Genomic DNA, 20,817 nt, shown 5'->3' on the forward strand with positions numbered 1-20,817 from the left:
GGGCCGGAGTCACCCGTCAGGTGCTCCGGCCCGGCTCGTCACCGTGTACCGCCGGCTGCCGGCGCACTCCCGGCAGGGGTCAGTCGTCCTGCGACGCCGTCTTCGGCTTTTCGCGGGCTGCGGGCTGCTCCGGCTCGGCCTCCTCGTCGGCGAGGTCGGCCGGGTCCGTGGGTTCGCTGTCCCATGCGACGGGAGGTGTCGGCACCGGGATCGTCTGCGGTTCATCGGAACCGGGGCGGACGCTCGGCTGGGAGCCGGGCGCGTGGTGCGTGTGCGAGTCGTCATCATGCTTTGTCATGGAACCCATGTTCCCGCTGTTCCCGGACGAATGCCTGCGGGCGGCGAGCGGGCTTGTCAGGAAGGATCGGCTCCGCCCGACCCCGTTGGACGGGTCCCGTGGATCGTCAGGTCGCCGTTCAGCACCGCGTTCACGGTGCCGTGCTCACGCGCGTGGTTGTCCTGGCGGTTCACGGCGGCGGAGGTGTGCCTGGGCAGGGGCAGCCCGGCGATCGCGGACCGCAGGTCGACGGCGGCGTCCGGGTGGTCCTCCAGCAGGTCCTGGAGCCGCAGGCGCCAGGCGTGGCGGGCGTCGGCCAGCTCACGCTCGTTGCCGGGCAGGCCGGCGACGCGCCGCAGTTCGTCCAGACGCCGGGCCGCGGCCTCGGTACGGTCGGGATCGCCGCGGCCCAGCAACCTGGCGAAGCGCTCGCGGGCGCCCTGCCAGGCGTCGGTGGAAGCGGCGTTGACCAGGGCGGCGGAGCCGGCCGCGGTGAGTGTGGACAGCCATTCGGGGATCATGCGGATGCCTTTCCTCGGTTCGGAGCAAGGTCAGGAGCCGGAGCGCCGTGCGGTCCACGGACCGGAGGCGTCGTAACAGTCGGTCTCGAAGGTGCCGCGCATGGTGTCGCCGTCCACACTCCCGGTGAACGTGATCCTCTTCTCGCTGCTCACGCTGCCGAAGGTGATGCGGTCGCCGTCGAGCGTGCCGTCGAGGGACCCGTCCAGTGAGCAGGGCACTCCGGTGACCTTCAGGTCTCCGGTGAGTCGGTCCCCGTCCTGGGACAGGGTGGCCGTGAATCCTCCGGTGCCGAAGCCCGTGGACCAGTCTCCGGTCCATGCGCCCGTCAGGCTGGCGGCCTCGGCCGGCTTCGACGCGTCACCGGACGGGGGCGGCACCGACGCGGTCACGGTCAGCCCGAAGTCCCAGTAGCGGGCGGAGGCGGGCGACCGGTCACCGGCCGCCTCGGTGGACAGCCGCACGAGCCGGCCGAGGTTGTCGATACGTGCGCGGAAATCCACGGTGGGGTTCTCGCCCGTCCCCGTCGGCGCGAAGGGTGCCGCCGCGGGGTCGGCGGCCGGCACGGTGCGCGACCGCGCGTCGACCGGTGCGGTGCCCGATCGCGCGCCGACCGGTGCGGCCGATCCATCCGTCCCAGCCGATCCGGTGGATCCAGCGCTTTCGGTGGGTTCGGCCGCGGGGGTCAGCGTCCCCGTAAAGGTGCAGCCCTCCCGCCGCGCCCGTACCACCGAGCGGAGTTCCCGCGCCGGCGCGGCGGGGTCGACGGCGTCCACGAAGGCGCCGTCCGCCCTCACCCACCGGGCATCGGCCCCGGAGGGAGTGGCCGTACCGGTGGGCAGCACGACCCTGCCCCGGTCGATCGTGCCGCTGGTGACCGGGCCACCGGTCAGGCCCTGCCGGAACCAGGCCGTCCGGGCGTGCGGGTCCGCCGCCCCGGTGACGTGGCGCCGACCGCGGGTGACGTCGTAGCGGAAGCTCGTCGCCTCCATGCGCCTGGCGGCCTCCGCCAGGACCGCCTTGGTCGTGCGGCCCTCGGCGGCCTTGTCACAGGACGCCCGGTCCAGGACGGGTGGCAGGACGACGGTCACGGTGGTGGTCACGACCACCACGACCGTGACCACGCCCACCACCACGGGCATGCTGACGCCGGCGGCCCCGGCGCCGCCGAAGGCCAGAGCCTTGCCCACGGCTGCGGTGGCCTTGGTGAGGGCGGCGGCGGCCTTGGCGGCGGCCGTCGTCCCGGGCGCCGAGGCTCCGGCACCGGACGCAGCGGTGGATCCCGCGGTCTGCGTGGCCGCGGTGGATGCCTGGACCGGGTCGGCGATCGGCGCGCCGGGCCCCGAAGCGGTGCCGGCCGCCCGTACGGCTTCGGTGGTGAGGTGATCGGCGGCGGCGAGGCCACCGCCGGCCGACACCGTCGCCGCCGAGGCCGTGATGCCGACCGTCTTGGCGAGGCTCGTCCTCCGGGGCGGCCGTGGGGCCAGACCGAGCACGACCTCGTAGTAGATGTTGCCGTTCTGTACGGAGTTGACGGTGCCGTGCCCGGTCGCCACGGCGACCTGGGTCGTGGTGCCGTCCGGCGAGGGGAGGAGTGACTGCACGGAATCCGCGAACCGGCGGGCCTCTTCGGCACGTTCGGGGTGGTCCGCGACGGCCCTCTCGATCATCTCCCGGAACTCCGGCAGCGACTCCGTCAGGAAGCTGGTCAGCCGCTCGCCCTCGTGGGAGGCCGCGATGGTCGCCCAGGCCTCGATCCGCTCGTTCACCTCCGGCTCGTCGTCCGGTACGAGGCCGAGCACGCCGTCCCGGGCGTCCGCCCAGGCAGGTGTCCCGATGGCTGCGGCAAGATGCTCGGCCGCGTCCTCGGCCGGATCCGCGGACCTTCCGTAGGCCCTGTCGTCCTGTGTCCCTTCGGCCATGAAGCCGCCTCCCCCGGGTTGCCGCACGTTGCGATGGCGCGAAGTTAGCAGCGCCGAAAGGGGGTCGGAGCGACTTCGTGGGACGCCTGTCCGACGGGCCGTGGTGCGGGAGCACGCGGGGGGCGCTCCGCTTGACGACCGCCCCGCCGGGCAGCCGGACGGGAGCCGATCACGTCACTCCGAGCACACCGCGGAAGCCGGCGCGGGGCGGGGAACGGGGCGGGCCTCGACGGCGCCCGCCCCGCACCCGTCCGGTGGGTCAGCTCCTGCCGAGGAGCTTGTTCATCCGGTCGATCTCGGTGCTCTGCGCGGTGATGATCCGGCCGGCCAGTTTCATGGCGGCAGCGGACATGCCGTCGGCCTGCTCGGTCTTCGCCATGGCCACCGCACCCTCGTGATGCCTGATCATCAGCTTCAGGAAGGCGGTGTCGAAGGCCGTACCCGCGGCGTTTTCGAGCTCGGTCATCTCCTCGTCGGTCATCATCGCGCCCGTGTCATGCATCGAGTGGTCCATGCCGCCCTCGGCGGGCACGTCCTCACCCCAGGAAGTGAGCCAGCCGGACAGCGTCTTGATCTCCGGCCCCTGGGCCTTCTTGATGCCGGCGGCGAGTTCCTTCACCTCGGCGGACCGAGCCCGTCCCTCGGCGAGGTCGGCCATCTCCACGGCCTGGCGGTGGTGGGGAATCATCCCCTGGGCGAAGGCCACGTCGGCCCTGTTGTGCTTCTCCTGCACCGATGCCGATGCCGATGCCGATGCCGATGCCGATGCCGATGCCGAACTGGAGCCGGCGCCGTGTCCGTCGTGCCCGGACGCGTCGCCGTTGTCGCTGTCGCCACCACACGCGGCCAGCACGAGCGCCGCGGCACCCGCGACGGTGACGACGGCCGTACGGCGGACAAGTGAACGCTTGCAGATCATGAGGGTGCAACTCCTTGACGCGCGCCGGTGAGACGGCGCGCGATGTCATGGACAGTGAGAGCGAGCGCGAGGACGGCATCGGCCACTTGCCACCTGCCTCCAGCCACAGGCTGCAGGCCCAAAACCGGGCTCAGGCGTGCCGATGCCGTGCGGGGGCTCTATATCCGGAGAAGTTGCAGTTCGGAGAGGTCGGGCGGGGCCCGGCCCTCATGCGTCCAGCCGGTGGCCGCCACCACGGGGGAAGTGGCGGCGGGTACGTCCAGGACCGCGTCGGCGAGCGCCGGCGGGGTGTACGCCGCACTCGTACCGGCGGCGGCACACGTGCCGTCCGCATGATCGAGGTGGCCGGACCCGCCGTCGGTGTGCGAGCAACCTGTGTCCGCGTGCGGCATGCTGTCCGCCGCGGCCATCACCATCTCGTGCCCGGCACCCGCCGCCGGAACCCCACCGGGTGCCAGCGCGTGCATACCCAGCACACCGGCCAGCACCGCCAGGACCAGCAGCACGAACAATCGCCCGGAGGGGCGGCGGTCTGCTCGGGCGGGCGTGGTCACGTGCTCATCGTAGGGGGCACCGCCCGCCGGGGCGGGTACCGGGCTCGCCCCCCGGCCGCGTACCGGTGTCGCCCTGCCAGGCACTGACACCTTGAAGGCGACCGCCCCACCGGTTCAGGAGGGCTGAGGCCGGATCGTCAGGATCTGCTGGGCGTGCCCGACGGGGCCGGCCGTGTCGTGGAGGACGGTGCTCGTGACGCCCTGTCCCGTGGGACCGAAGACGACGGTGGTGTCCAGGCCGGTCCAGCCGCCCTCGGGCCGGCGGTGGAGGTGGATGGTCAGGTCCACGTTGGGGAACATCCAGGCGCTGGGCGGACGGCGTACGGCGATGCCGTTGGCGGTGTCGACGAGCGCGACGTACGAGGCGAGCGGGCCGGCCGGCTCACCGGCGACCAGGTCCAGGCCGGTGGTCAGCCACACGGTCGCGCGCCCCGGCTGCGGGGGCGCGACTGGCCGGACGTCCAAGGAGGCGATGTAGCCGCCCGGCCAGACCGACGTCAGCGGCCAGGAGTCGAGCGCATCCGGCGGTATGAGCCGGTCGCCCGCGCCGCCCGCGACGGCGGCGGTGTCGCCGGACGCGAGGAGCCAGGCGCGGGCCTGCACGACGGGGCGGCCCGCGATGTGAACGACGGCCTCGATGAGTTCGATGGTGCGGCCCGGCCGAAGGGTCTCGATCCGGATCTCGCACTCGTCGAGCGCGAGGCGCCCGAGGATGTCGAAACTGATCCGCGACAGCACGAGGCCGCTGTCCCGGTTCCGGGCGAGGTGACGGTCGAGGGCGTGGACCACCAGACCGGCGAGCGGGCTGACGTGCATCTCGTCGGCGTCCCACGCCCCGCCCGCGTGCGGGGTGGGCTTGTAGCGGTGGTCGTCGACGCGTTCGAAGTAGCTGCCGGTGTTCAACGGGGCGTGTTCCTTACAGGCTGTGCGGGTGGGGAGAGGGACGCGGGCGGGCGGCACCTCAGGTGAGTACGGCGCTCGTCAGCAACACGTGGACGGCGGTGCCGCCGAGGATGCTGAGCAGCGCGTTGCGGCGCCACAGGTGCAGACCGACGGTGACGGCCAGCGCGGCGACCGGGGCCACCGTGCGGGCCTCGGTCACCGGAAGGTCGGGCAGACAGTAGACGACCAGGATGACCATGACGCCGACCGGCATACGCGTACTCAGGTACCGCACCGTACTGCTGGCCCGTAGCGGGGCGAGAGCCGCGAACGGCAGGGCCCGCAGCGCCCAGGTGACGGCGGCGGTGACCAGGACGGCGGCGACGGCGTACTCGGTGTCAGGCACGGCTCGGCCTCCCGGTGGTCATGAGGTGCCGGGCCAGAAGGGCGGCGGTGAACAGGGTGAACGCGACCAGCAGCAGCTGCCCGGGGAAGAGGAAGCGGGCCACGAGGGCGCTCAGGACGGCGAGCAGTGGGGCGGACACGTCGCCGTGCAGGTCCCGCAGGGCGTCGAGAGCCAGCACGGTGAACAGAGCGGTCAGAGCGAAGTCGAGGCCGGTGACGCCCTCGGGGATGAGGGAGCCGAGGAGCGCCCCGGTCAGCGCGCTCCCGGTCCAGTACACGTGCAGGTAGCACTGCATCCACAGCACACGGGGACCGGGCCAGGAACGTGCTCGCTCGGTGGAGGCCAGCGCGTACGCCTCGTCGCACAGCGCGAAGGTGCTGTACGCCTTGCCGAGGCGGCCCCCCACCCGGTGCAGGGGGAACGACAGGGCGTAGAAGACATGCCGCAGGTTCACCATGAACGCCGCCACGGCGACCGACGCCAGGGGAGCGGCCGCGACGACCAGGCCGATCAGCAGGAACTCGAACGAGCCGCCGAACGCGACCGCGGCGGACAGGCCGGCCCACCACCAGTCCAGCCCCGACTGGACGACCAGCGCCCCGAAGGCGAGACCGAGCGGTACGAACCCGAGGCCTACGGAGAGCGAGGCGTGGAAGGCGGCCCGCGCTTCGGACGGTGCCCGGCCCGTGAGGCCGGAGGCAGGTGGCGCCGCCGCAGGAACGGCGTCGGCAGGACGTATTCGCATGGAGACATTTTAGGCAAGATGTTGCCTTATTTGGTTGCGTATCATGGCTGTACAGTCGCCGTGTGAGCAATGAAGTGGCACTCGATTCCACAGATCGTGAAATTCTGTTTCATCTGCGTGAGGACGGTCGTCTGACCAACGTCGAGCTGGCCAAGCGGGTCGGTCTCACCCCGCCGCCGTGCCTGCGCCGCGTCAGGCGTCTGGAGGAGGCAGGTGTCATCACCGGATACCGGGCCCTGGTCGATCCCGGCGCCCTCGGCCGCAGCCTGGAGGTCCTGATCGACGTCGAGATCTACGCCAACGACCGCAAGAGTTTCGAGGACTTCGAGAAGACCGTCGCGTCGTACGAGGAGGTCACCGAGTTCCGCCGTATGTACGGCCGGCCCGACTACTTCATCCGCGCCGCCGTCGCCGACCACGCCGCATGCGAGGCGTTCCTCACCGGCAAGCTCGCCGGACTTCCCGGCGTCCTGCGCTTCACCTCCCACCTCACGATGAAGACGATCAAGTCCGTCGGCTGACGCGTTTCGGACGCCGGGCCGGACCTCGTGCGGGGCGACGCGCCGAGCGGCATCGTTTGCGGTTGACTTCGATTGATCCTTGTCCGGCGCATCCATGTACCGCCGGCGCACGGAACCACTGGTGTGACAGGGGGGCGCAGCCCGCCTGCCTCGTGATCGGGAGAAGAGACGTGGAAATCAACGGCGCGCGGGTGCTGGTGGCCGGAGCCACCGGTGTCCTCGGCGGCGCGCTCACCGCGGAGCTCGTGGGCCGTGGTGCGCGCCCGGCGCTCGCAGGACGGGACCGAGCCCGTCTCGACCGCGCTGCCCGGGCCTGCCAGGACGCTCCGACCGTCCTGTTCGACGCGTACGCCCCCGAGTCCTGCGCCCGCGCCGTGAGTTCCGCCGCGGACGCCCTGGGCGGGCTGGACGCCGTGGTCACGGTCTTCGGGACGGTCGCCTTCGGAGGGGCGCCGGCGGTCGGTGACGAGGTCGCCGAGCATCTGATGGCGGTCAACGTCCTGGCACCGGCGGCCTTCTTCCGTGCCGCCCTCGCCACCATGGAGCCCGGCTCCCTGATCGTCGCGTTCACCGGTGTCGTCGCCGAACGCCCACAGGCCGGGATGGCCGACTACAGCGCTTCGAAGGCCGCACTGAGTGCCTGGCTCGGCGCCGTGCGCCGCGAGGCACGGACCGCGGGCATCCGGGTCCTGGAGGTCCGGCCCGGACACCTGGACACCGGCTTCGCCGACCGCGCCGTCGTCGGCACGCCCCCGCCGCTGCCCGCGGGAGGCGATCCGCGCGAGGTCGTCAGGGCGGTCGCGGAGGCGATGGCGGCGGACGCCGAGCTGCTGCGCACGGCGCCCGACGGAACACCGGTCGTCGAACGGCGCGCCCGGTGACCCGGGGCTCCCACGCCCCGGACGAGATGTCCGACGTGATCATCCTGGGCGGCGGCGCGTCCGGACTCAGCCTCGCGCAGCGCCTGGCGGCGACCGATTCCACGACCGTCACCCTGGTGGAAGCGCCGGACGGCCCGCTGCGCGCGCCCGAGCGGACCTGGTGCTACTGGGACGCGGACACCGGTGAACTCGACGAAGCGGTGGCCGCGTCCTGGTCGCGGCTGCGCATTCACGACGCCGACGGCGGCGCGATCACCGTGGATCCCTCCCCGCTGCGCTACCGCATGCTCCGCTCCACGGACTTCGAGCAGTGGGCGCACTCCAGGATCGCCCGATCGCCCGGTACGCGCGTCGTGCGCGCGACGGCGGACACGGTGCGCGACACCTCAGGAGGAGCCGAGGTCAGGTGCACGGCGCCGGACGGCCGCCCACTGACCCTCCGGGCCCGCCATGTGTTCGACTCCCGTCCCCTCCCGGCCCTGCCGCCGGCCCGGACGCAACTGCTCCAGCATTTCCGCGGCTGGTTCGTGCGCACGGACACGGACCGGTTCGACCCGGCGGTCGCGGACCTGATGGACTTCCGGGTGCCGCAGCCGCGCCACGGCCTCGCCTTCGGATACGTACTGCCGCTCGCGCCGAACCGCGCGCTCGTCGAGTACACCGAGTTCTCCCGGACCCCGCTGACCCGTGCGGCGTACGAGTCGGCGCTGGGGCATTACTGCCGGGAGATCCTCGAACTCGGCGCGTTCACCGTCGAGCGGGCCGAGCAGGGTGTCATCCCCATGACCGACGCGCGCTTCCCCCGCCGGATCGGCACAGCCGTCTCCCGGATCGGGACCGCCGGTGGCGCCACCCGCCCGGCGACCGGTTACACCTTCGCCGCGGTGCAGCGGCAGAGCCGGGCCATCGCCGCGGCTCTCCGCGACGGCCGTGCGATCGCGCCCCGGCCGCATGCGCGGCGCGTCCTGGCCATGGACGCGATCCTGCTGCGGGCCCTGGACACCGGGCGGATCGACGGACCCGGCTTCTTCACCGGCCTGTTCCGCCACGTTCCGCCGGAGCGGCTGCTGCGTTTCCTGGACGGGCGCACCGCACCCTGGGAGGACTGGGGCATCGGCCTGCGCACTCCCGTGGGCCCCATGCTCCGGACGACCGTCGAACTCCCTTTCCTGCGGCGCCGTATCCACCCAGCCCCACGTATCGGAGAGAGCCACCGATGACCCTGTTGCGTGACCACGACCTGGCATCCGCCTTCGACCACGCTTCGCACAGCTACGACCGTCTCACAGGCCTCAACCCCGGATACCGCACCGACCTCCTGCGTTCCGCGCGACGGCTTCGGCTGCCCCGCGCCGGCGCCGGTCTGCACGTGCTCGACCTGGGGTGCGGAACGGGCGCCTCCACCCGGGCCCTTCTCCAGGCCGCGCCCCGCGCCCGCATCACGGCCGTCGACGCGTCGTCCGGCATGCTGGCGCGCGCACGGTCCAAACCCTGGCCCGACCGCGTGCGCTTCCAGCACATGACGGCCGAGGCACTGGCCGCCGCGGACGAGGGGCCCTACGACGCGGTGTTCGCCGCCTACCTGCTGCGCAACGTCACGGACGCGGACGACGTCCTCAGGACCGTTCGGAGCTTGCTGCGCCCGGGCGGACGGCTCGCCGTCCACGAGTACAGCCTCAGCGGTTCCGCCGTCCACCGAGCCCTGTGGACCGCGGTCTGCCGAGGCGTGATACTCCCCGCGGGAAGTGTCAGCGGTGACCGCGGGCTGTACCACCACCTGTGGCGCAGCGTCCTCGACTTCGACACGGTTCCCGAGTTCGGCGACCGGCTGCGGAGAGCCGGGTTCACGGCCGTGCGCGCCCTGCCCGTCGCCGGGTGGCAGACCGGGATCGTGCACACCTTCCTTGCCCAGGAGGGCTCGGCGGCCACTACGGAGTACGCACGGTGAACGATCCGCGACAGGCAGCCCGGCGAGGCAGGGACCGCAAGGCCGAGGTCGTGATGCCCGCGCCCGGTCTGCAGCGCTTCGCCTCCGCGGACACCCCGAGTGTCGCCGTGATCGGCGGGGGGATCGCGGGCCTCTCCGCTGCCACCCTCCTGGCCGAACGAGGGGCCCGCGTGACCCTCTACGAGCGGGACGAATCGCTCGGCGGCCGGCTCGCCGGCTGGCAGACCCGGCTGGCCGACGGCGGGGAGGCCACCATGAGCCGGGGCTTCCACGCCTTCTTCCGCCAGTACTACAACCTCCGTGGCCTGCTGCGGCGAATGGATCCGGCCCTCGACCGGCTCCGGCCACTGCCCGACTACCCGCTGCAGCACAGCGGTGGACTGACGGACAGCTTCGCCCGCGTACCGCGCACACCACCCCTCAGCGCCCTCGGGTTCGTCGCCCTCAGCCCCACATTCGGCTGGCGCGACCTCGCCGCGATGGACGCCAGGGCCGCGCTGCCACTCCTCGACGTCCGCGTACCCGAGGTCTACGAGCGCTTCGACTCGGTCAGCGCGACCCACTTCCTCGAAAGCGTCCGCTTCCCGGAAGCCGCGCACCATCTGGCGTTCGAGGTGTTCTCCCGCAGCTTCTTCGCCGATCCACGTGAACTGTCCGCCGCGGAACTCCTGCTGATGTTCCACATCTACTTCCTCGGTTCGTCCGAGGGCCTGCTCTTCGACGTACCGACCGCTCCCTTCCCCCAGGCGCTGTGGGACCCGCTCGGCGCGTACCTCCAGCGGCTCGGGACGCAGGTCCGCACCGGCACGCCGGTGCGCGCCGTCCAGCCGCGCGAGGGCGGGGGAGTGGACGTACGGACGGACGACGCCGTGGACCGTCACGAGGCGGCGGTGCTCGCCCTCGACGCCGGAGCCCTGCGCGGACTTGTCGCGGCGTCACCGGGGCTCGGCACCGCCGCCTGGCGCGATGACGTCGCCGGTCTGCGCACCGCTCCGCGGTTTCTCGTCTCGCGGCTCTGGCTCGACCGTCCGGTCCGCGCCGACCGCCCCGCGTTCCTCGGCACCAGCGGCTACGACGGCCTCGACAACATCAGTGTCCTGGACCGCTACGAGGACGAGGCGGCCCGATGGTCGTCCCGTAACGCCGGCGCGGTGGTGGAACTGCACGCGTACGCCGTTCCGGAGGACGCGCAGCCCGACGCCGTGCAGTCCCGCCTCGTCGACCGCCTGCACCAGGTGTACCCGGAGACGCGCGAGGCGCGGATCGTGGACGCCCGGCACGAGTGGCGCTCCGACTGCCCTCTCTTCCCGGTCGGTTCCCACGCCCGGCGGCCCACGGTGACCACCCCTCATCCGCAGGTCACCCTCGCCGGTGACGCGATCCGCTGCGACCTGCCCGTGGCCCTCATGGAACGCGCCGCGACGACCGGCTTCCTGGCGGCCAATGCGCTGCTGGCCGGCTGGGGAGTCCGGGGCCAGGTGCTGTGGACGGTGCCCCGGGCGGGCCGTTCGCCCGTCCTGCGGGCGCTCGGCGCGGTCGGGAGCCGCTGAGCCACGCTCCTCGCGAAGCCGTCGAAGACGCTCGTGCCGGAGGCCGGAAGCCGGTGTCAGCGACGGACCAGCCCTGGTCCGCCGCCGACGCCCCTTTCGCTCAGCCCGGAAAGCGACCCGTGCTGCGCAACGCCCAGCGGCGCTCCGCGTAGGCCAGGTCGTCGCGCCACAGCCGGCCGGCCGTCCGGCGCATCAACGGGCGGAGCGCGGGGGCAGCAGCCCGTGCCAGGGCGAAACCCCGCCGGTTCGAGGCGGCCACGACCGCCTCGACCACGGCGGTCCGCGGCTGCTCCGCGGCCTCACCGGTCAGCGGCGTGGCGTGGGTCTCGACCACGGACGTGGTCCCCTCACCCTCGGTGATGCGCATCACCACGGTACGTGGTCCGGGCGCCGTGAACTCCGCCCGCACCGGCACGACCAGACGGTCCGTCAGGCGGAAGGAGACATCGACGGCGAACGCGTCGTCCGCCTCGCCCAGCGGCGGGCGGGTCACCGTCAGGTCGACGAACGAGTAAGGGTGGAACCACGAGCCGTGCCACGGGTCGAGCCGGTTGGCGACGACGTCCTCGGGCTCGCACCGGCCGACGGCCGTGAAGACGGCGTCCACGCCGCTGCCCGTCGTCGGCCGCTCCGGCACCACAGGCAGCTCGGACGGATCCTCGCCGCCGACCGAGTCCAGCCGGACCCAGACGAGCACACCGTCGTCGTGGGCGGGAAAGGGATCCCACCCGGCGAACGACCCTCCGTCCAGGGCCAGTCCGTGCCAGTGGCACACCAGCGTGCCGCACACCACCCGGCTGTCGCGCAGCGGGGCGCCGAGGTGCGGGCAGGCGCCCGGGCCCGCCCGCAGTTCGCCCGACTCCGTCCGCCACAGCACGACTTCGACGCCGCCGACCGTTCTGCCGTACGGGCGCTCACCGACGCGCACGTCCCGCGAGGCACCCACGACGAACCAGTTCCCGGACGGACGCGCGGACGCCCGCTTCAGCGCGTCGGCGATGACCGCCGGACGTGCCTCCTGCCAGGTCGACGGCTGTGCCGCCCAGTCCGACCGGTGGCGCCGCCGCAACGGAGATGTCCAGCCGGCCCGTTTCGCTCGCTCGCTCACCGCACGGGTCCCTTCCGCGGCAGGGCCGTGACGCCCGCCGTCGATGTCCGATGCGAGGCCCGAGCGCCCCAGCGCGCCCTGGCGATGCCGACGATCCCCGCGGCGGCCGTCGCAGCGCGGCGACCGCGCGAGACGACCGCGCGGCGGTGCAGCACTGTGTAGTCCTGGTCCGCGATCGCGTCGAGAATGCCGCCGTAGAGCGTGAACGCGGTGCGGATGCAGGGCCGCGTCCGCGGGTCCAGCATGGCGATGCCCGGCTCCGCCGCCCGGTAGACCTTCCTGGTCAGGTCCTCCGCGGCGACGAGCGCCCGGCGGATCCTCGCGTCGGGGCGTCCCGTGCGGCGGCTCCACTCCAGGAGCGGACGTTCCACGCCGTGGGCCGCGAGCAGGTCAGCGGGCAGGTAGACGCGGCCCCGGTCCAGGTCCTCGCCCACGTCGCGCAGGAAGTTGGTGAGCTGGAAGGCCACCCCCAGGTCGGCGGCGTGCGGCGCCGCCTCCTCGCGCGAGGTGACCGTGCCCAGCACGGGCAGCATCTGCAGTCCGATCACCGCGGCCGAACCGTGCATGTAGGCGCGCAGGTCGGCGTAGGTCGGATAGTCGGTGATGTGCAGGTCACTGCGCATCGAGGCCAGGAAGTCGGCGAACAGCGTGTGTTCGATGTCGTACCGGCTCGCGGTGTCGGCCACGGCCCGGACCACCGGCTCGTCGCCGGTTCCGGTACGCAGCCCGTGCGCGAGGTCGCTCTCCAGGCTCCGCAGCAGCCGGTCGCGCTCGTCGGGCGTCCGGTGCCGGTCGAGGTCGTCCACGATGTCGTCCGCCCAGCGCGCGAAACCGTACAGCGCGTGGACCGCGGAGCGGCGTTCCACCGGGAGCAGGCGGGTGGCCAGGAAGTAGGTCCGGCCGTGGCGGGCATTGAGCTGCCGGCACTGGGCGTAGGCCGTGCGCAGGGCGGGATCGGTGATGTCTGCGGCGTCCAGCTCACGACGGGTCATGAACACCTTCCTCGGTGGCGAGCGCGGCGGAACGTGCCGCGCGCGGTACGGGACGGACACGCGGGCCACTGCCCCGGACGCCGCCGGTGACGCCGCCAGTGGCGCCGCCCGTGACGCGTGCGGCGGCGAGCTTTCCGCTGATGAGCACCGTCGGCACACCGACGCCGGGGGTGGTGCCGCAGCCGGCCAGCACGACGTTCTCCAGGCCGCGCACCAGGTTGCGCGGGCGGAACGGTCCTGTCTGGGCGAAGGTGTGGGACACCGAGAACGGGCTGCCCGCCGCGTGTCCCTGCGCCGCCCAGTCCAGCGGCGTCACCAGCAGTTCCTCCTGCACGCTGTCGGCGAATCCGTGCAGGCCACGACGTTCCAGTTCGGCGACCAGGCTGTCGCGGTAGCGCGGGCCGAGGTCCCGCCACTCCTCGGCGGAGGGGCCGAGGTCGGTGTTCGGGCAGGGGGCCAGCACGTAGTGCAGGTGTTTGCCCGGCGGTGCGAGGGCGGGGTCGTGCGCCGTCGGCCGGGTGATGAGCAGGGACGGGTCGCTCATCAGCTTCCCCGACCGGGTCAGTTCTTCGAAGGTGGTCTCCCAGGCTCCGCCGAACGAGAGGTTGTGGTGGGCCAGGCCGGGCCACGTACGGTCGGTCCCCGCGTGCAGCACCACGGCCGACGGTGAGTGCCGCAGCTTCACCGGGCGGCGGGGCGTCCGTCCGACGAGTTGGTGCGCGGTGGACAGTTCACAGGTCAGCACCACCGCGTCGCAGGGGATGCGTTCGCCCGAGGCGACATGCACGGCACGCACCCGGCCGCCGCCTTGTTCGAGCGAGGTCACGTCGGTCGACCAGCGGAAGTCGGCGCCCGCCTCGGCCGCCGCGTTCGCCATGCCCCGGGGCAGCGCGTGGATGCCGTTCTTCGGGAACCAGACGCCGGCCACCGTGTCCATGTAGGCGATCACCGCGTACGCCGCGAGGGCCCTGGCCGGGGCGACTCCGGCGTACAGGGCCTGGAAGGAGAAGATGCGGCGCAGTCGAGGGTCGGAGAGGAAGCGGCCGATACGGCGGTCCAGTCGTCCGAAGCCGCCCAGTGCCGCCAGCCGGGCCAGGTCCGGGTGGAGGAGTTGGAAGGGGGAGTCGAAGTTGGTGTCGATGAAGCGCCGCATCTGCGCCCGGTACAGCCGTTCCAGCCACTGCCTCAGCTCGCGGTAGCCCGCCGCCTCGGCCGGTCCCGCGAAGCGCCGCACCTCCGACTCCATTGCCTCGCCGTCCGTGTGCACGTCGAGCGAGGTCCCGTCCGCGAAGGACGCACGGTAGGCCGGGTGCAGGGCCGTCAGCTCGACGTGCCGGGCGAGGCTGTCACCCACGGCGGCGAAGGCCTCGTCGGCCAGGTGCGGCATGGTCAGCACCGTGGGACCGGTGTCCACCTCGAAACCGCCCATGCGTACGTGACCGGCCCGGCCGCCCGGTCCTGCGTTCCGTTCGACGACGGTCACCCGGCGGCCGGAGCCCAGCAGGTGCAGCGCGCAGGCGAGGCCGGACAGTCCGGCACCGACCACGACGACATGATCCGTCCGCCCCGGTACCGTTCTCACGCCGCCTCCCCGGTGGGGCCCAGCGCGACGCCCGAAGCGCGCTCGACCAAGGTGGTGAACTCCCGCCGTACGACGGGATCGTCAGTTGCCCCCGCGAAATGCCGCACGCTGGTCGCCGCCAGCTCCGAGATCTTGGACTCCACGACATCCCTGGCGCCGGTCCGCCGCAGTGCCTCCCGCATCCGGTCCACCGCGTCGTCCGTCCGGCCGCCGGCGCCGTCGGTCAGGGGGCCGAGGGCATCGGCCGCCTCCTCGTCACCGGCGGCGTCGGCGAGCCACAGACCGACCGCGAGGAGGTAGGTGAGTTTGCGGGTCCGCAGATCGTCGTCGGCCGGTTTCCCGGTCAGGTTCGGGTCGCCGTAGGTCCCGAGGAGGTCGTCCCGCAGCTGGAAGGCCAGCCCGGCACAGCGCCCGGCCGAGCGGAGCGCGCTGAGGGTGTGTTCGTCGCCACCGGCCAGGGACGCGCCCAGCGCCAGGGGCCGCTCGACCGTGTACAGGGCGCTCTTGAGCGTGGCGATGCCCACGGCCTCGTCGACGCCCGACGACCCGGCGGCCTGCGCGTGGATGTCGCGGTACTGACCGGCGACCATCTCCGTGCGCATGGCCTGCCACTCGTGGAACAGCCGCGTGCCGTACGGCGAACCGAGCGCCGTCTCGGTCAGCACGTCGTCCGCCCACACCAGGGCAAGGTCACCCGCGAGTATCGCGACGGCGGTCGAGAACGCCTCCGGTGAGCCGGTCATCCGCGCGGCCCGGTGCATGTGGGCCAGTTCCACATGGACGGCCGGTGCGCCGCGGCGCACCGGTGATCCGTCCATGACGTCGTCGTGTATCAGGGCGCACGCCTGTACGAGTTCGAGCGCGGCCGCGGTCCGCAGGAGCGCGGTGGGGTCGCCCGAGCCGCCCGCGGCCCGCCAGCCGCACCACGCGAACGCCGAGCGCAGCCGCTTGCCGCCCCGGCGGACGAAGGCGGTGACCCGGCCGGCGACATCCTGGGCGAACACCTCGTCCACGTCGAAGGCCCTGCGCATCGTGGTGTCGAGTACGTGCCCTAGCTCGGCCTCGACGGCGCGGACGGCCTCCAGGGCCGTGAGCGGACCGTCGACGGGCACGACTGCTTCGGCCGTGGTGGGCCGGAGTCCCAGCATGCACAACTCCCCTTCACTCTCGGTCACCTGCACACCAGTGCTTCTCTCGCGGACCTGTTAACGGATGCGCTGATTCCTGCCCGGTGCGGGACCTGTCGCCGGTCGCAGTCACTCCACTGGAGCAACACCCCGCGCTCCGACGGGGGCGCGGCACCTCACAGGCACGGGGCTGGAGGCGTGCTGCGACTGAGTGGTGGACGGCGTAGGGGGTGTCAGACGCGGTCGTGGAGCGTGACCTGGTAGCCGTCGGGGTCGGCGAAGGTGAAGGTGCGGCCGAAGGGGCCGTCGATCGGTGCGGACACGATGGTGTGACCGTCGGCGACGAGGGCGTCGTGGATGGCCTGGACGTCGGTGGCGTGGAGCCAGATCGCGGCACCGATGCCGGGCTGGGCGACGGAGTCGAGATCGGTTCCGGGAACGAGGTCGCGGAGGGCGAACGCGATCGGCTTCGTCTCGAAGACGACGGCGTGCGGGGGCCCGGCCGGCGAGCGGACGAGGCCGAGGTACTGCTCGTAGAACGCCTGTGAAGCGTCGAGGTCGCGCGCCTGCAGCGAGATGAAGTCGGGACCGGTGACGGGCATGATGATGCTCCTTCATTCGTGTCAGCTTTCTGACACGAACCACTGTATGTCAGAATCCTGACATGAATCAAGACGGTGTCGACCTGGAGACGTCTCTGGGCTACCTGCTCAAAGAGGCGTCGAGTGTCCTGCGCGTGGGCATGGAGGAGGTGCTGCGGCCGCTGGGCATGAGCGTGACGCACTACTCCTGCCTCGAACTGCTGGCCCAACGGCCGGGCCTGTCGAACTCCGAGCTCGCACGGGGCGCGTTCGTGACGCGGCAGTCGATGAACGTGCTGCTCCAGAACCTGGAACGCGAGGGCTTTGTGACCAGGCCCGCGGAGGCACCCGTAGGGAAGGTCCTGCCCGCACGGCTCACGCCGCGCGGCCGACGGAGCCTTGAAGAGGCGTCCGTCGCGGTCCGTTCCGTCGAGGTCAGAATGCTGGCCGGCATGACCGAGGACGAACAGTCGGGCGCGTTCCGGATCCTGCAGAGCATGATTCACTCCCTGCGCGAGGGCGGCGGGTCCAGAGGCGCCAGCGGCGGCGCATAGCTGTTGAGCCCATGGCCTGCCGGCCGCCGCAGCAGGAACGGCCCACCGCTCTCGGCGGGTGCTCAGCCGGCAGATCCGTGCGCTGGAGCAGGATCTCGGCGCCGCGCTGTTCACCAGGGACCGGCACGGCGTAGCGCTCACCGACGCGGGCCCGTTGCTCGCCACCGCGCACGCGGTCCGCCGCCGGGTGTCCGCCGCCGCCCGCGGCACCCGGATGTCGTCTGGACGTGCAGCGGATCGAAGGGGACGACCAGGCGCCGATGCTGCTCGACGGCCGCGTCGACGTCGGCTATGTGCGGCTGCCCATCGACGAGACCGGACTGCGCGTCACCCCCTCTGTACATCGAGCCGCGGGTGGCGGTGCTGCCCACCGGGCGCCGGTTGGCAGGCAAGGAGGGGGTCACCGAGACCGACCTGGCCGGGGAACCACTGCTCTGGAACGCCGACCCGAGTACGCAGCCCACGAGGCGCCCGCACCCCAACGCCGGATACCTGGTGCGCGGGGTGGACGAGACACTCGGACATGTCGCGGAGGTCACCGCAGCGTCGACGGACGCCGCTGTCGGCGCGGAGAACGACACCGCCTGGTCGACCGCCAGGACGGGGAGGGCTGCACCAGGTCGGCCCCGTCTCCGTGCTGTCCGGAGCCAGGCAGGACGACTACCGGTCCCGGATACACCCGAGCTCCATGGGCGCGCCGTCGCACGGACAAGGCGTCGCACAACGGCTGACGGGATGGCAGGCTGCAGTTCGTCTTCGCCGCGGTGCTGACGTGCCGCGGTGGTGACGTGTCGCCGTAGTGGCGTGTCGCCGTGGTGACGGGCTCAGTTCGGTGGCGTGGTGGTTCAGACCGTGAGGGAGTGTGCGGGTATCGCTATGCGCGGGGGTTGTCTTTTCAAGGGCTGTCTGGCGGTGCTGGTCCTGGTGCTCGTGTGGGTCGTGGTCGTGCTGGTGTCCTTCTGGAACACCGGCAGGGAAGCCGACGCCGACGCCCGGGACCGGGTCAGGGAAGCGGTCGACGGTGCGCGGGCCCAGCTGGCGAGGTCGGCCACCGATGGTGTGCTGCTGGACACGGAGATCCAGCGCGCGGTCTGGAACACGAACAAGCAGGCGGCACTGACCGAGCGGCGCGAAGGCCGGGTGACGATCACCGCTCGATTCACCGGGATGGTGAACGTCGGCTTCGGCGGCACGCAAGCCACCGGCTGCTACCGCTTCGAAGTCGTCCCGGCCGAGCCCGATCCGTCCGTCGGCGTACGTGAACTACCGGCCGAGGCCTGCCGGGTGCGGTCGGTGCGGCCCTACCGTGAGCCCGCAGCCGTCGCCAAGGACATCGTCACCGAACTGCGTACGGCGGTGGCCGCCCGGGGTCCGCAGGGCGCCCGCTCCGCCGAGGTCTGGAGCACCCCGGGCGTCGAACTCGCGGACAGCGAGGTCAAAGGCGGCCGACTCGTCGCTCTCGCGCGGCTGTCGGACGGCGCGGGCCCGTATGGCAGGGACTGCTACGAGTTCCGAGCCGAGAGGGGACAGCCCGCCGCGGTGACCGGCAAGAAACTGGAACCGGCCGGTTGTGACCGCCTCCAGCGTGAGCGGGACGCCCAGGCGGAGAAGGACCGCAGGGCCGAACTCGCCCCGGACGCGGGGTGATCGCGGCGAGGATGACCGGGGTACGGGTCCGGGTCCCCGTACCCCGTATGCGTTCCTACGGCTCCTACGGCTCCTACGGCTCCTACGGCTCCTACGGGGCCCGTCTGTTCGGCGCCAGGAACAGAGCGGGCATCCATCCTCATGTGGAGGGCGTGCAGCAGTCGGCAGGCGTGTGCGAGTCCGTGGCCGTCAGGGTCGCCGTGATGGGTTCCAGCTCGGTGATCAGTTCGTCGAGTTCGGCGGGGGACAGGGCGTCCCAGGGCGCGGCGGCGAGTTCGTCGGTGAGGGTCTCGATACGTTGTTTCGTCGCGCGGCCGGTGTCGGTGAAGTGGCCGTCGGTGTCGACGAGTCCGCGGTCGCGCAGGCCGTTCATGACCGCGGCCAGGCGCTCTTTCGGCAGGTGATGGATGCGCCCGAACGACTCCGGCGGGTGAATGCCCTGTTCCAGGGCGGAGAGCACATGGGCCTCCGTACCACCGATGCGCGCGCCGACGAGAGCGGCGATGTGCCCGTCGCCGCGGTGTTCGCGCAGCATGGTCGCGGAATGCCACAGCCGGGCGACGGGGTCGCCGGGAATCTCAAGAGTGCGCATGCCGGCGTACATCACCCGGCCTTCGGTGGGCGCGCTCGTCGCGGCCTTGGTGGTCAGGTCGGCGGCGCGCAGCAGGCCCGGAGAAGCGGCCAGTTCGTCGCCGAGGATGCGCCGAAGGGAGGCCGCGCTGCCCCGCTCCCGCGCGGCGACGGAGGCCTCGGGCGGGATCGTCTCCCAGGCGCCGGGGATGTGCCGTGCCGCTTCCCCGTCGGCGAAGTTGTAGAACGCCGCGTGCACGACCTGGGCCGGCACCCGGCCCAGGGGTGCGGCCCGGCTGGCGAAGTAGCCGTCCCAGTAGGTGCGGTGGCCGAGAGCGGCCAGTTCCTCGTTGCACTCGTCGGCGAGGAAGGTGACCAGGCAGATCGGCTCCAGCAGTTCGAACATGCGGCGGGCGGTGTCGGTCATCGGATGCGGGCGCGTCTTGCCCATCGGGTGCTCCCTGTGTCGGGTGTGCCGACTTGGACCGTCCAGCCCACCCGAACTCATCGGTGACCGGGGGCACGGTCGCCGGGCCCGTCCGCAGTCACGGATCGGTGGGACACCGCCGCACGTAGGCGTCGGCCGCGTGCCAGCCCCGTTGGACGGCCTCCTGGCGCTGGGCCAGGTCCAGTCCGAAGTCGGTCACGCCGAGGGCCGGGAGGTCGACGGCGATGGTCCGGTCCCGTACGCCGGGGCGGTCCAGGTGGCTCTGGTCGTTGCCCACCACGGCGGTCGTCACGACCTGCTGAAGCAGTTCCAGCAGGGGGAACAGCTTCAGGGCCGGGAGCGAGAACAACTGGGCCATGCCCGCGGGCAGGTCGGGGAGGATGCGTACCCCGATGGTCCGCCAGCGGCTCTTCTCTCCGTCGGTGCGGTCGAAGATCTCCACGGGGTAGTTGGACAGCACCCCGCCGTCGACGATCACCGAGTCCTGACCGGTCGCGCGGTGGGTGAGTGCGCGCGGCTGGAAGTAGAAGGGGATCGACAGTGACATTCGTACGGCGTCGGCCACCAGCTGCTCCTCAGCCTTCAGGCCGTAGAGGTGGTAGTCCCAGGGCAGCCGCAGGAGCCGGCCGCGTGTGACGTCGGTGGCCGTCACCACCAGCTTGTACCTCTGGTCGTCGGTCAGCCCCGCGGAATCACCGCTGTCCTCGCGCCGCAGGTCGGCGAAGGTGATGACTTTCTTCCTGGCGAGTACGGCCTTGATCCAGTCGTGGATCCAGACACCCTGGTATGCCCCGTGCCGGCGGAGGAGTGAGAGGCCTTCGCTCAGCATCGGAACGCCTGGCATCGGCCGCGGTCCGAGCCGCTCCCGGTCGGGTATCAGGCTCAGTTCCAGGTCTTCCATGACCTCGCGCAGCTCTTCGGCGTCCATGCCCGCCGCCACGAAGGCCGCGGCGACGGCACCCACGGAGGTGCCCGCCACGCGCTGGAAGGTGTATCCCTCCTCCAGCAGCCGGATCACCGCACCCGCGGTGCCCAGGCCGCGTACCCCGCCGCCTTCCAGAACCAGATCCGCATCGGACATGGC

The 20,817-nt window shown here is 72.2% G+C and carries 23 protein-coding genes; 8 read left to right on the top strand and 15 right to left on the bottom strand.

Annotation, left to right across the window (positions count from 1 at the left end):
* Positions 1–79 precede the first annotated feature (79 nt).
* The 8 genes from ACFWGJ_RS16015 to ACFWGJ_RS16050 form a co-directional block, all read right to left on the bottom strand.
* On the bottom strand, positions 80–298 hold the full coding sequence (locus ACFWGJ_RS16015) for a hypothetical protein (RefSeq protein WP_387324411.1): 219 nt from the start codon (positions 296–298) through the stop codon (positions 80–82).
* Positions 299–354: 56 nt separating this feature from the next.
* Entirely contained in the window at positions 355–798 is a 444-nt protein-coding gene (locus ACFWGJ_RS16020) for a hypothetical protein (RefSeq protein WP_387324413.1), read from the bottom strand.
* A 30-nt stretch (positions 799–828) separates the two neighbouring features.
* Positions 829–2,718: a hypothetical protein gene (locus ACFWGJ_RS16025; RefSeq protein ID WP_387324416.1), complete on the bottom strand. Its 1,890-nt coding sequence runs from the start codon at positions 2,716–2,718 to the stop codon at positions 829–831.
* Between the two features lie 259 nt (positions 2,719–2,977).
* A complete protein-coding gene (locus ACFWGJ_RS16030; protein ID WP_387324418.1) occupies positions 2,978–3,637 on the bottom strand; it encodes a DUF305 domain-containing protein in 660 nt (219 codons plus the stop codon).
* A 158-nt stretch (positions 3,638–3,795) separates the two neighbouring features.
* Positions 3,796–4,191, bottom strand: a complete 396-nt coding sequence (locus ACFWGJ_RS16035) for a DUF6153 family protein (protein WP_387324421.1) — start codon at positions 4,189–4,191, stop codon at positions 3,796–3,798.
* Positions 4,192–4,305: 114 nt separating this feature from the next.
* Positions 4,306–5,094 carry a thioesterase family protein gene (locus tag ACFWGJ_RS16040; RefSeq protein WP_387324424.1) on the bottom strand — a complete coding sequence of 263 codons (789 nt, stop codon included), beginning with the start codon at positions 5,092–5,094 and terminating at the stop codon, positions 4,306–4,308.
* 58 nt (positions 5,095–5,152) lie between these two features.
* On the bottom strand, positions 5,153–5,479 hold the full coding sequence (locus ACFWGJ_RS16045; RefSeq protein WP_387324426.1) for a branched-chain amino acid transporter permease: 327 nt from the start codon (positions 5,477–5,479) through the stop codon (positions 5,153–5,155).
* Positions 5,472–6,224: an AzlC family ABC transporter permease gene (locus ACFWGJ_RS16050; RefSeq protein ID WP_387324429.1), complete on the bottom strand. Its 753-nt coding sequence runs from the start codon at positions 6,222–6,224 to the stop codon at positions 5,472–5,474. Before ACFWGJ_RS16050 ends, ACFWGJ_RS16045 begins: the two co-directional genes overlap by 8 nt.
* A gap of 62 nt (positions 6,225–6,286) precedes the next feature.
* On the opposite strand from ACFWGJ_RS16050, the gene ACFWGJ_RS16055 reads away from it, so the two are divergent.
* The 5 genes from ACFWGJ_RS16055 (at position 6,287) to ACFWGJ_RS16075 (ending at position 11,124) form a co-directional block, all read left to right on the top strand.
* Positions 6,287–6,745 carry an Lrp/AsnC family transcriptional regulator gene (locus ACFWGJ_RS16055; RefSeq protein ID WP_387324432.1) on the top strand — a complete coding sequence of 153 codons (459 nt, stop codon included), beginning with the start codon at positions 6,287–6,289 and terminating at the stop codon, positions 6,743–6,745.
* A 170-nt stretch (positions 6,746–6,915) separates the two neighbouring features.
* Positions 6,916–7,626, top strand: a complete 711-nt coding sequence (locus ACFWGJ_RS16060; protein ID WP_387324434.1) for an SDR family NAD(P)-dependent oxidoreductase — start codon at positions 6,916–6,918, stop codon at positions 7,624–7,626.
* 26 nt (positions 7,627–7,652) lie between these two features.
* On the top strand, positions 7,653–8,846 hold the full coding sequence (locus ACFWGJ_RS16065; protein WP_387324480.1) for a lycopene cyclase family protein: 1,194 nt from the start codon (positions 7,653–7,655) through the stop codon (positions 8,844–8,846).
* On the top strand, positions 8,843–9,574 hold the full coding sequence (locus ACFWGJ_RS16070) for a class I SAM-dependent methyltransferase (protein ID WP_387324437.1): 732 nt from the start codon (positions 8,843–8,845) through the stop codon (positions 9,572–9,574). The genes ACFWGJ_RS16065 and ACFWGJ_RS16070 overlap by 4 nt, the downstream gene beginning before the upstream one ends.
* 53 nt (positions 9,575–9,627) lie before the next feature.
* Positions 9,628–11,124: an FAD-dependent oxidoreductase gene (locus tag ACFWGJ_RS16075; protein ID WP_387324482.1), complete on the top strand. Its 1,497-nt coding sequence runs from the start codon at positions 9,628–9,630 to the stop codon at positions 11,122–11,124.
* A gap of 100 nt (positions 11,125–11,224) precedes the next feature.
* Here ACFWGJ_RS16075 and ACFWGJ_RS16080 read toward each other — a convergent pair whose 3' ends face one another.
* The 5 genes from ACFWGJ_RS16080 to ACFWGJ_RS16100 form a co-directional block, all read right to left on the bottom strand.
* On the bottom strand, positions 11,225–12,232 hold the full coding sequence (locus ACFWGJ_RS16080) for a DUF5914 domain-containing protein (RefSeq protein WP_387324440.1): 1,008 nt from the start codon (positions 12,230–12,232) through the stop codon (positions 11,225–11,227).
* Positions 12,229–13,224, bottom strand: a complete 996-nt coding sequence (locus ACFWGJ_RS16085; RefSeq protein ID WP_387324442.1) for a phytoene/squalene synthase family protein — start codon at positions 13,222–13,224, stop codon at positions 12,229–12,231. The genes ACFWGJ_RS16080 and ACFWGJ_RS16085 overlap by 4 nt, the downstream gene beginning before the upstream one ends.
* The gene (gene crtI / locus ACFWGJ_RS16090) at positions 13,211–14,806 is read right to left on the bottom strand and encodes a phytoene desaturase family protein (RefSeq protein ID WP_387324443.1); all 1,596 of its coding nucleotides are present in this window, start codon (positions 14,804–14,806) and stop codon (positions 13,211–13,213) included. The genes ACFWGJ_RS16085 and crtI overlap by 14 nt, the downstream gene beginning before the upstream one ends.
* Positions 14,803–15,954, bottom strand: coding sequence for a polyprenyl synthetase family protein (locus ACFWGJ_RS16095; RefSeq protein ID WP_387324446.1), 1,152 nt, complete (start codon positions 15,952–15,954; stop codon positions 14,803–14,805). The genes crtI and ACFWGJ_RS16095 overlap by 4 nt, the downstream gene beginning before the upstream one ends.
* 212 nt (positions 15,955–16,166) lie before the next feature.
* Positions 16,167–16,535 carry a VOC family protein gene (locus tag ACFWGJ_RS16100; RefSeq protein ID WP_387324449.1) on the bottom strand — a complete coding sequence of 123 codons (369 nt, stop codon included), beginning with the start codon at positions 16,533–16,535 and terminating at the stop codon, positions 16,167–16,169.
* A gap of 62 nt (positions 16,536–16,597) precedes the next feature.
* On the opposite strand from ACFWGJ_RS16100, the gene ACFWGJ_RS16105 reads away from it, so the two are divergent.
* The 3 genes from ACFWGJ_RS16105 (at position 16,598) to ACFWGJ_RS16115 (ending at position 18,715) form a co-directional block, all read left to right on the top strand.
* Positions 16,598–17,068 (top strand): MarR family winged helix-turn-helix transcriptional regulator, encoded by a 471-nt coding sequence (locus tag ACFWGJ_RS16105; protein ID WP_387324452.1) that lies wholly within the window; start codon positions 16,598–16,600, stop codon positions 17,066–17,068.
* 58 nt (positions 17,069–17,126) lie between these two features.
* Positions 17,127–17,855 carry a LysR family transcriptional regulator gene (locus tag ACFWGJ_RS16110; RefSeq protein WP_387324453.1) on the top strand — a complete coding sequence of 243 codons (729 nt, stop codon included), beginning with the start codon at positions 17,127–17,129 and terminating at the stop codon, positions 17,853–17,855.
* An 89-nt stretch (positions 17,856–17,944) separates the two neighbouring features.
* Positions 17,945–18,715, top strand: coding sequence for a hypothetical protein (locus ACFWGJ_RS16115; RefSeq protein WP_387324456.1), 771 nt, complete (start codon positions 17,945–17,947; stop codon positions 18,713–18,715).
* Positions 18,716–18,854: 139 nt separating this feature from the next.
* Here the strand turns inward: ACFWGJ_RS16115 and ACFWGJ_RS16120 are convergent, their stop codons facing one another.
* Both ACFWGJ_RS16120 and ACFWGJ_RS16125 read right to left on the bottom strand, forming a co-directional pair.
* Complete coding sequence (locus ACFWGJ_RS16120) at positions 18,855–19,736, bottom strand: MarR family transcriptional regulator (RefSeq protein ID WP_387324458.1); 882 nt, start codon at positions 19,734–19,736, stop codon at positions 18,855–18,857.
* A gap of 94 nt (positions 19,737–19,830) precedes the next feature.
* The gene (locus ACFWGJ_RS16125) at positions 19,831–20,814 is read right to left on the bottom strand and encodes a patatin-like phospholipase family protein (protein ID WP_387324460.1); all 984 of its coding nucleotides are present in this window, start codon (positions 20,812–20,814) and stop codon (positions 19,831–19,833) included.
* Between the last annotated feature and the right edge of the window lie 3 nt (positions 20,815–20,817).

The organism is Streptomyces sp. NPDC060205 (genome assembly GCF_042728395.1).
Lineage (GTDB): Bacteria > Actinomycetota > Actinomycetes > Streptomycetales > Streptomycetaceae > Streptomyces.

Bases quoted from the DNA above. Each gene is read 5' to 3' on its own strand.
- ACFWGJ_RS16015 (WP_387324411.1), bottom strand. From the start codon at position 298: ATGACAAAGCATGATGACGACTCGCACACGCACCACGCGCCCGGCTCC.
- ACFWGJ_RS16020 (WP_387324413.1), bottom strand. From the start codon at position 798: ATGATCCCCGAATGGCTGTCCACACTCACCGCGGCCGGCTCCGCCGCC.
- ACFWGJ_RS16025 (WP_387324416.1), bottom strand. From the start codon at position 2,718: ATGGCCGAAGGGACACAGGACGACAGGGCCTACGGAAGGTCCGCGGAT.
- ACFWGJ_RS16030 (WP_387324418.1), bottom strand. From the start codon at position 3,637: ATGATCTGCAAGCGTTCACTTGTCCGCCGTACGGCCGTCGTCACCGTC.
- ACFWGJ_RS16050 (WP_387324429.1), bottom strand. From the start codon at position 6,224: ATGCGAATACGTCCTGCCGACGCCGTTCCTGCGGCGGCGCCACCTGCC.
- ACFWGJ_RS16065 (WP_387324480.1), top strand. From the start codon at position 7,653: ATGTCCGACGTGATCATCCTGGGCGGCGGCGCGTCCGGACTCAGCCTC.
- ACFWGJ_RS16070 (WP_387324437.1), top strand. From the start codon at position 8,843: ATGACCCTGTTGCGTGACCACGACCTGGCATCCGCCTTCGACCACGCT.
- ACFWGJ_RS16075 (WP_387324482.1), top strand. From the start codon at position 9,628: ATGCCCGCGCCCGGTCTGCAGCGCTTCGCCTCCGCGGACACCCCGAGT.
- ACFWGJ_RS16085 (WP_387324442.1), bottom strand. From the start codon at position 13,224: ATGACCCGTCGTGAGCTGGACGCCGCAGACATCACCGATCCCGCCCTG.
- ACFWGJ_RS16095 (WP_387324446.1), bottom strand. From the start codon at position 15,954: ATGCTGGGACTCCGGCCCACCACGGCCGAAGCAGTCGTGCCCGTCGAC.
- ACFWGJ_RS16100 (WP_387324449.1), bottom strand. From the start codon at position 16,535: ATGCCCGTCACCGGTCCCGACTTCATCTCGCTGCAGGCGCGCGACCTC.
- ACFWGJ_RS16105 (WP_387324452.1), top strand. From the start codon at position 16,598: ATGAATCAAGACGGTGTCGACCTGGAGACGTCTCTGGGCTACCTGCTC.
- ACFWGJ_RS16115 (WP_387324456.1), top strand. From the start codon at position 17,945: ATGCGCGGGGGTTGTCTTTTCAAGGGCTGTCTGGCGGTGCTGGTCCTG.
- ACFWGJ_RS16120 (WP_387324458.1), bottom strand. From the start codon at position 19,736: ATGGGCAAGACGCGCCCGCATCCGATGACCGACACCGCCCGCCGCATG.
- ACFWGJ_RS16125 (WP_387324460.1), bottom strand. From the start codon at position 20,814: ATGTCCGATGCGGATCTGGTTCTGGAAGGCGGCGGGGTACGCGGCCTG.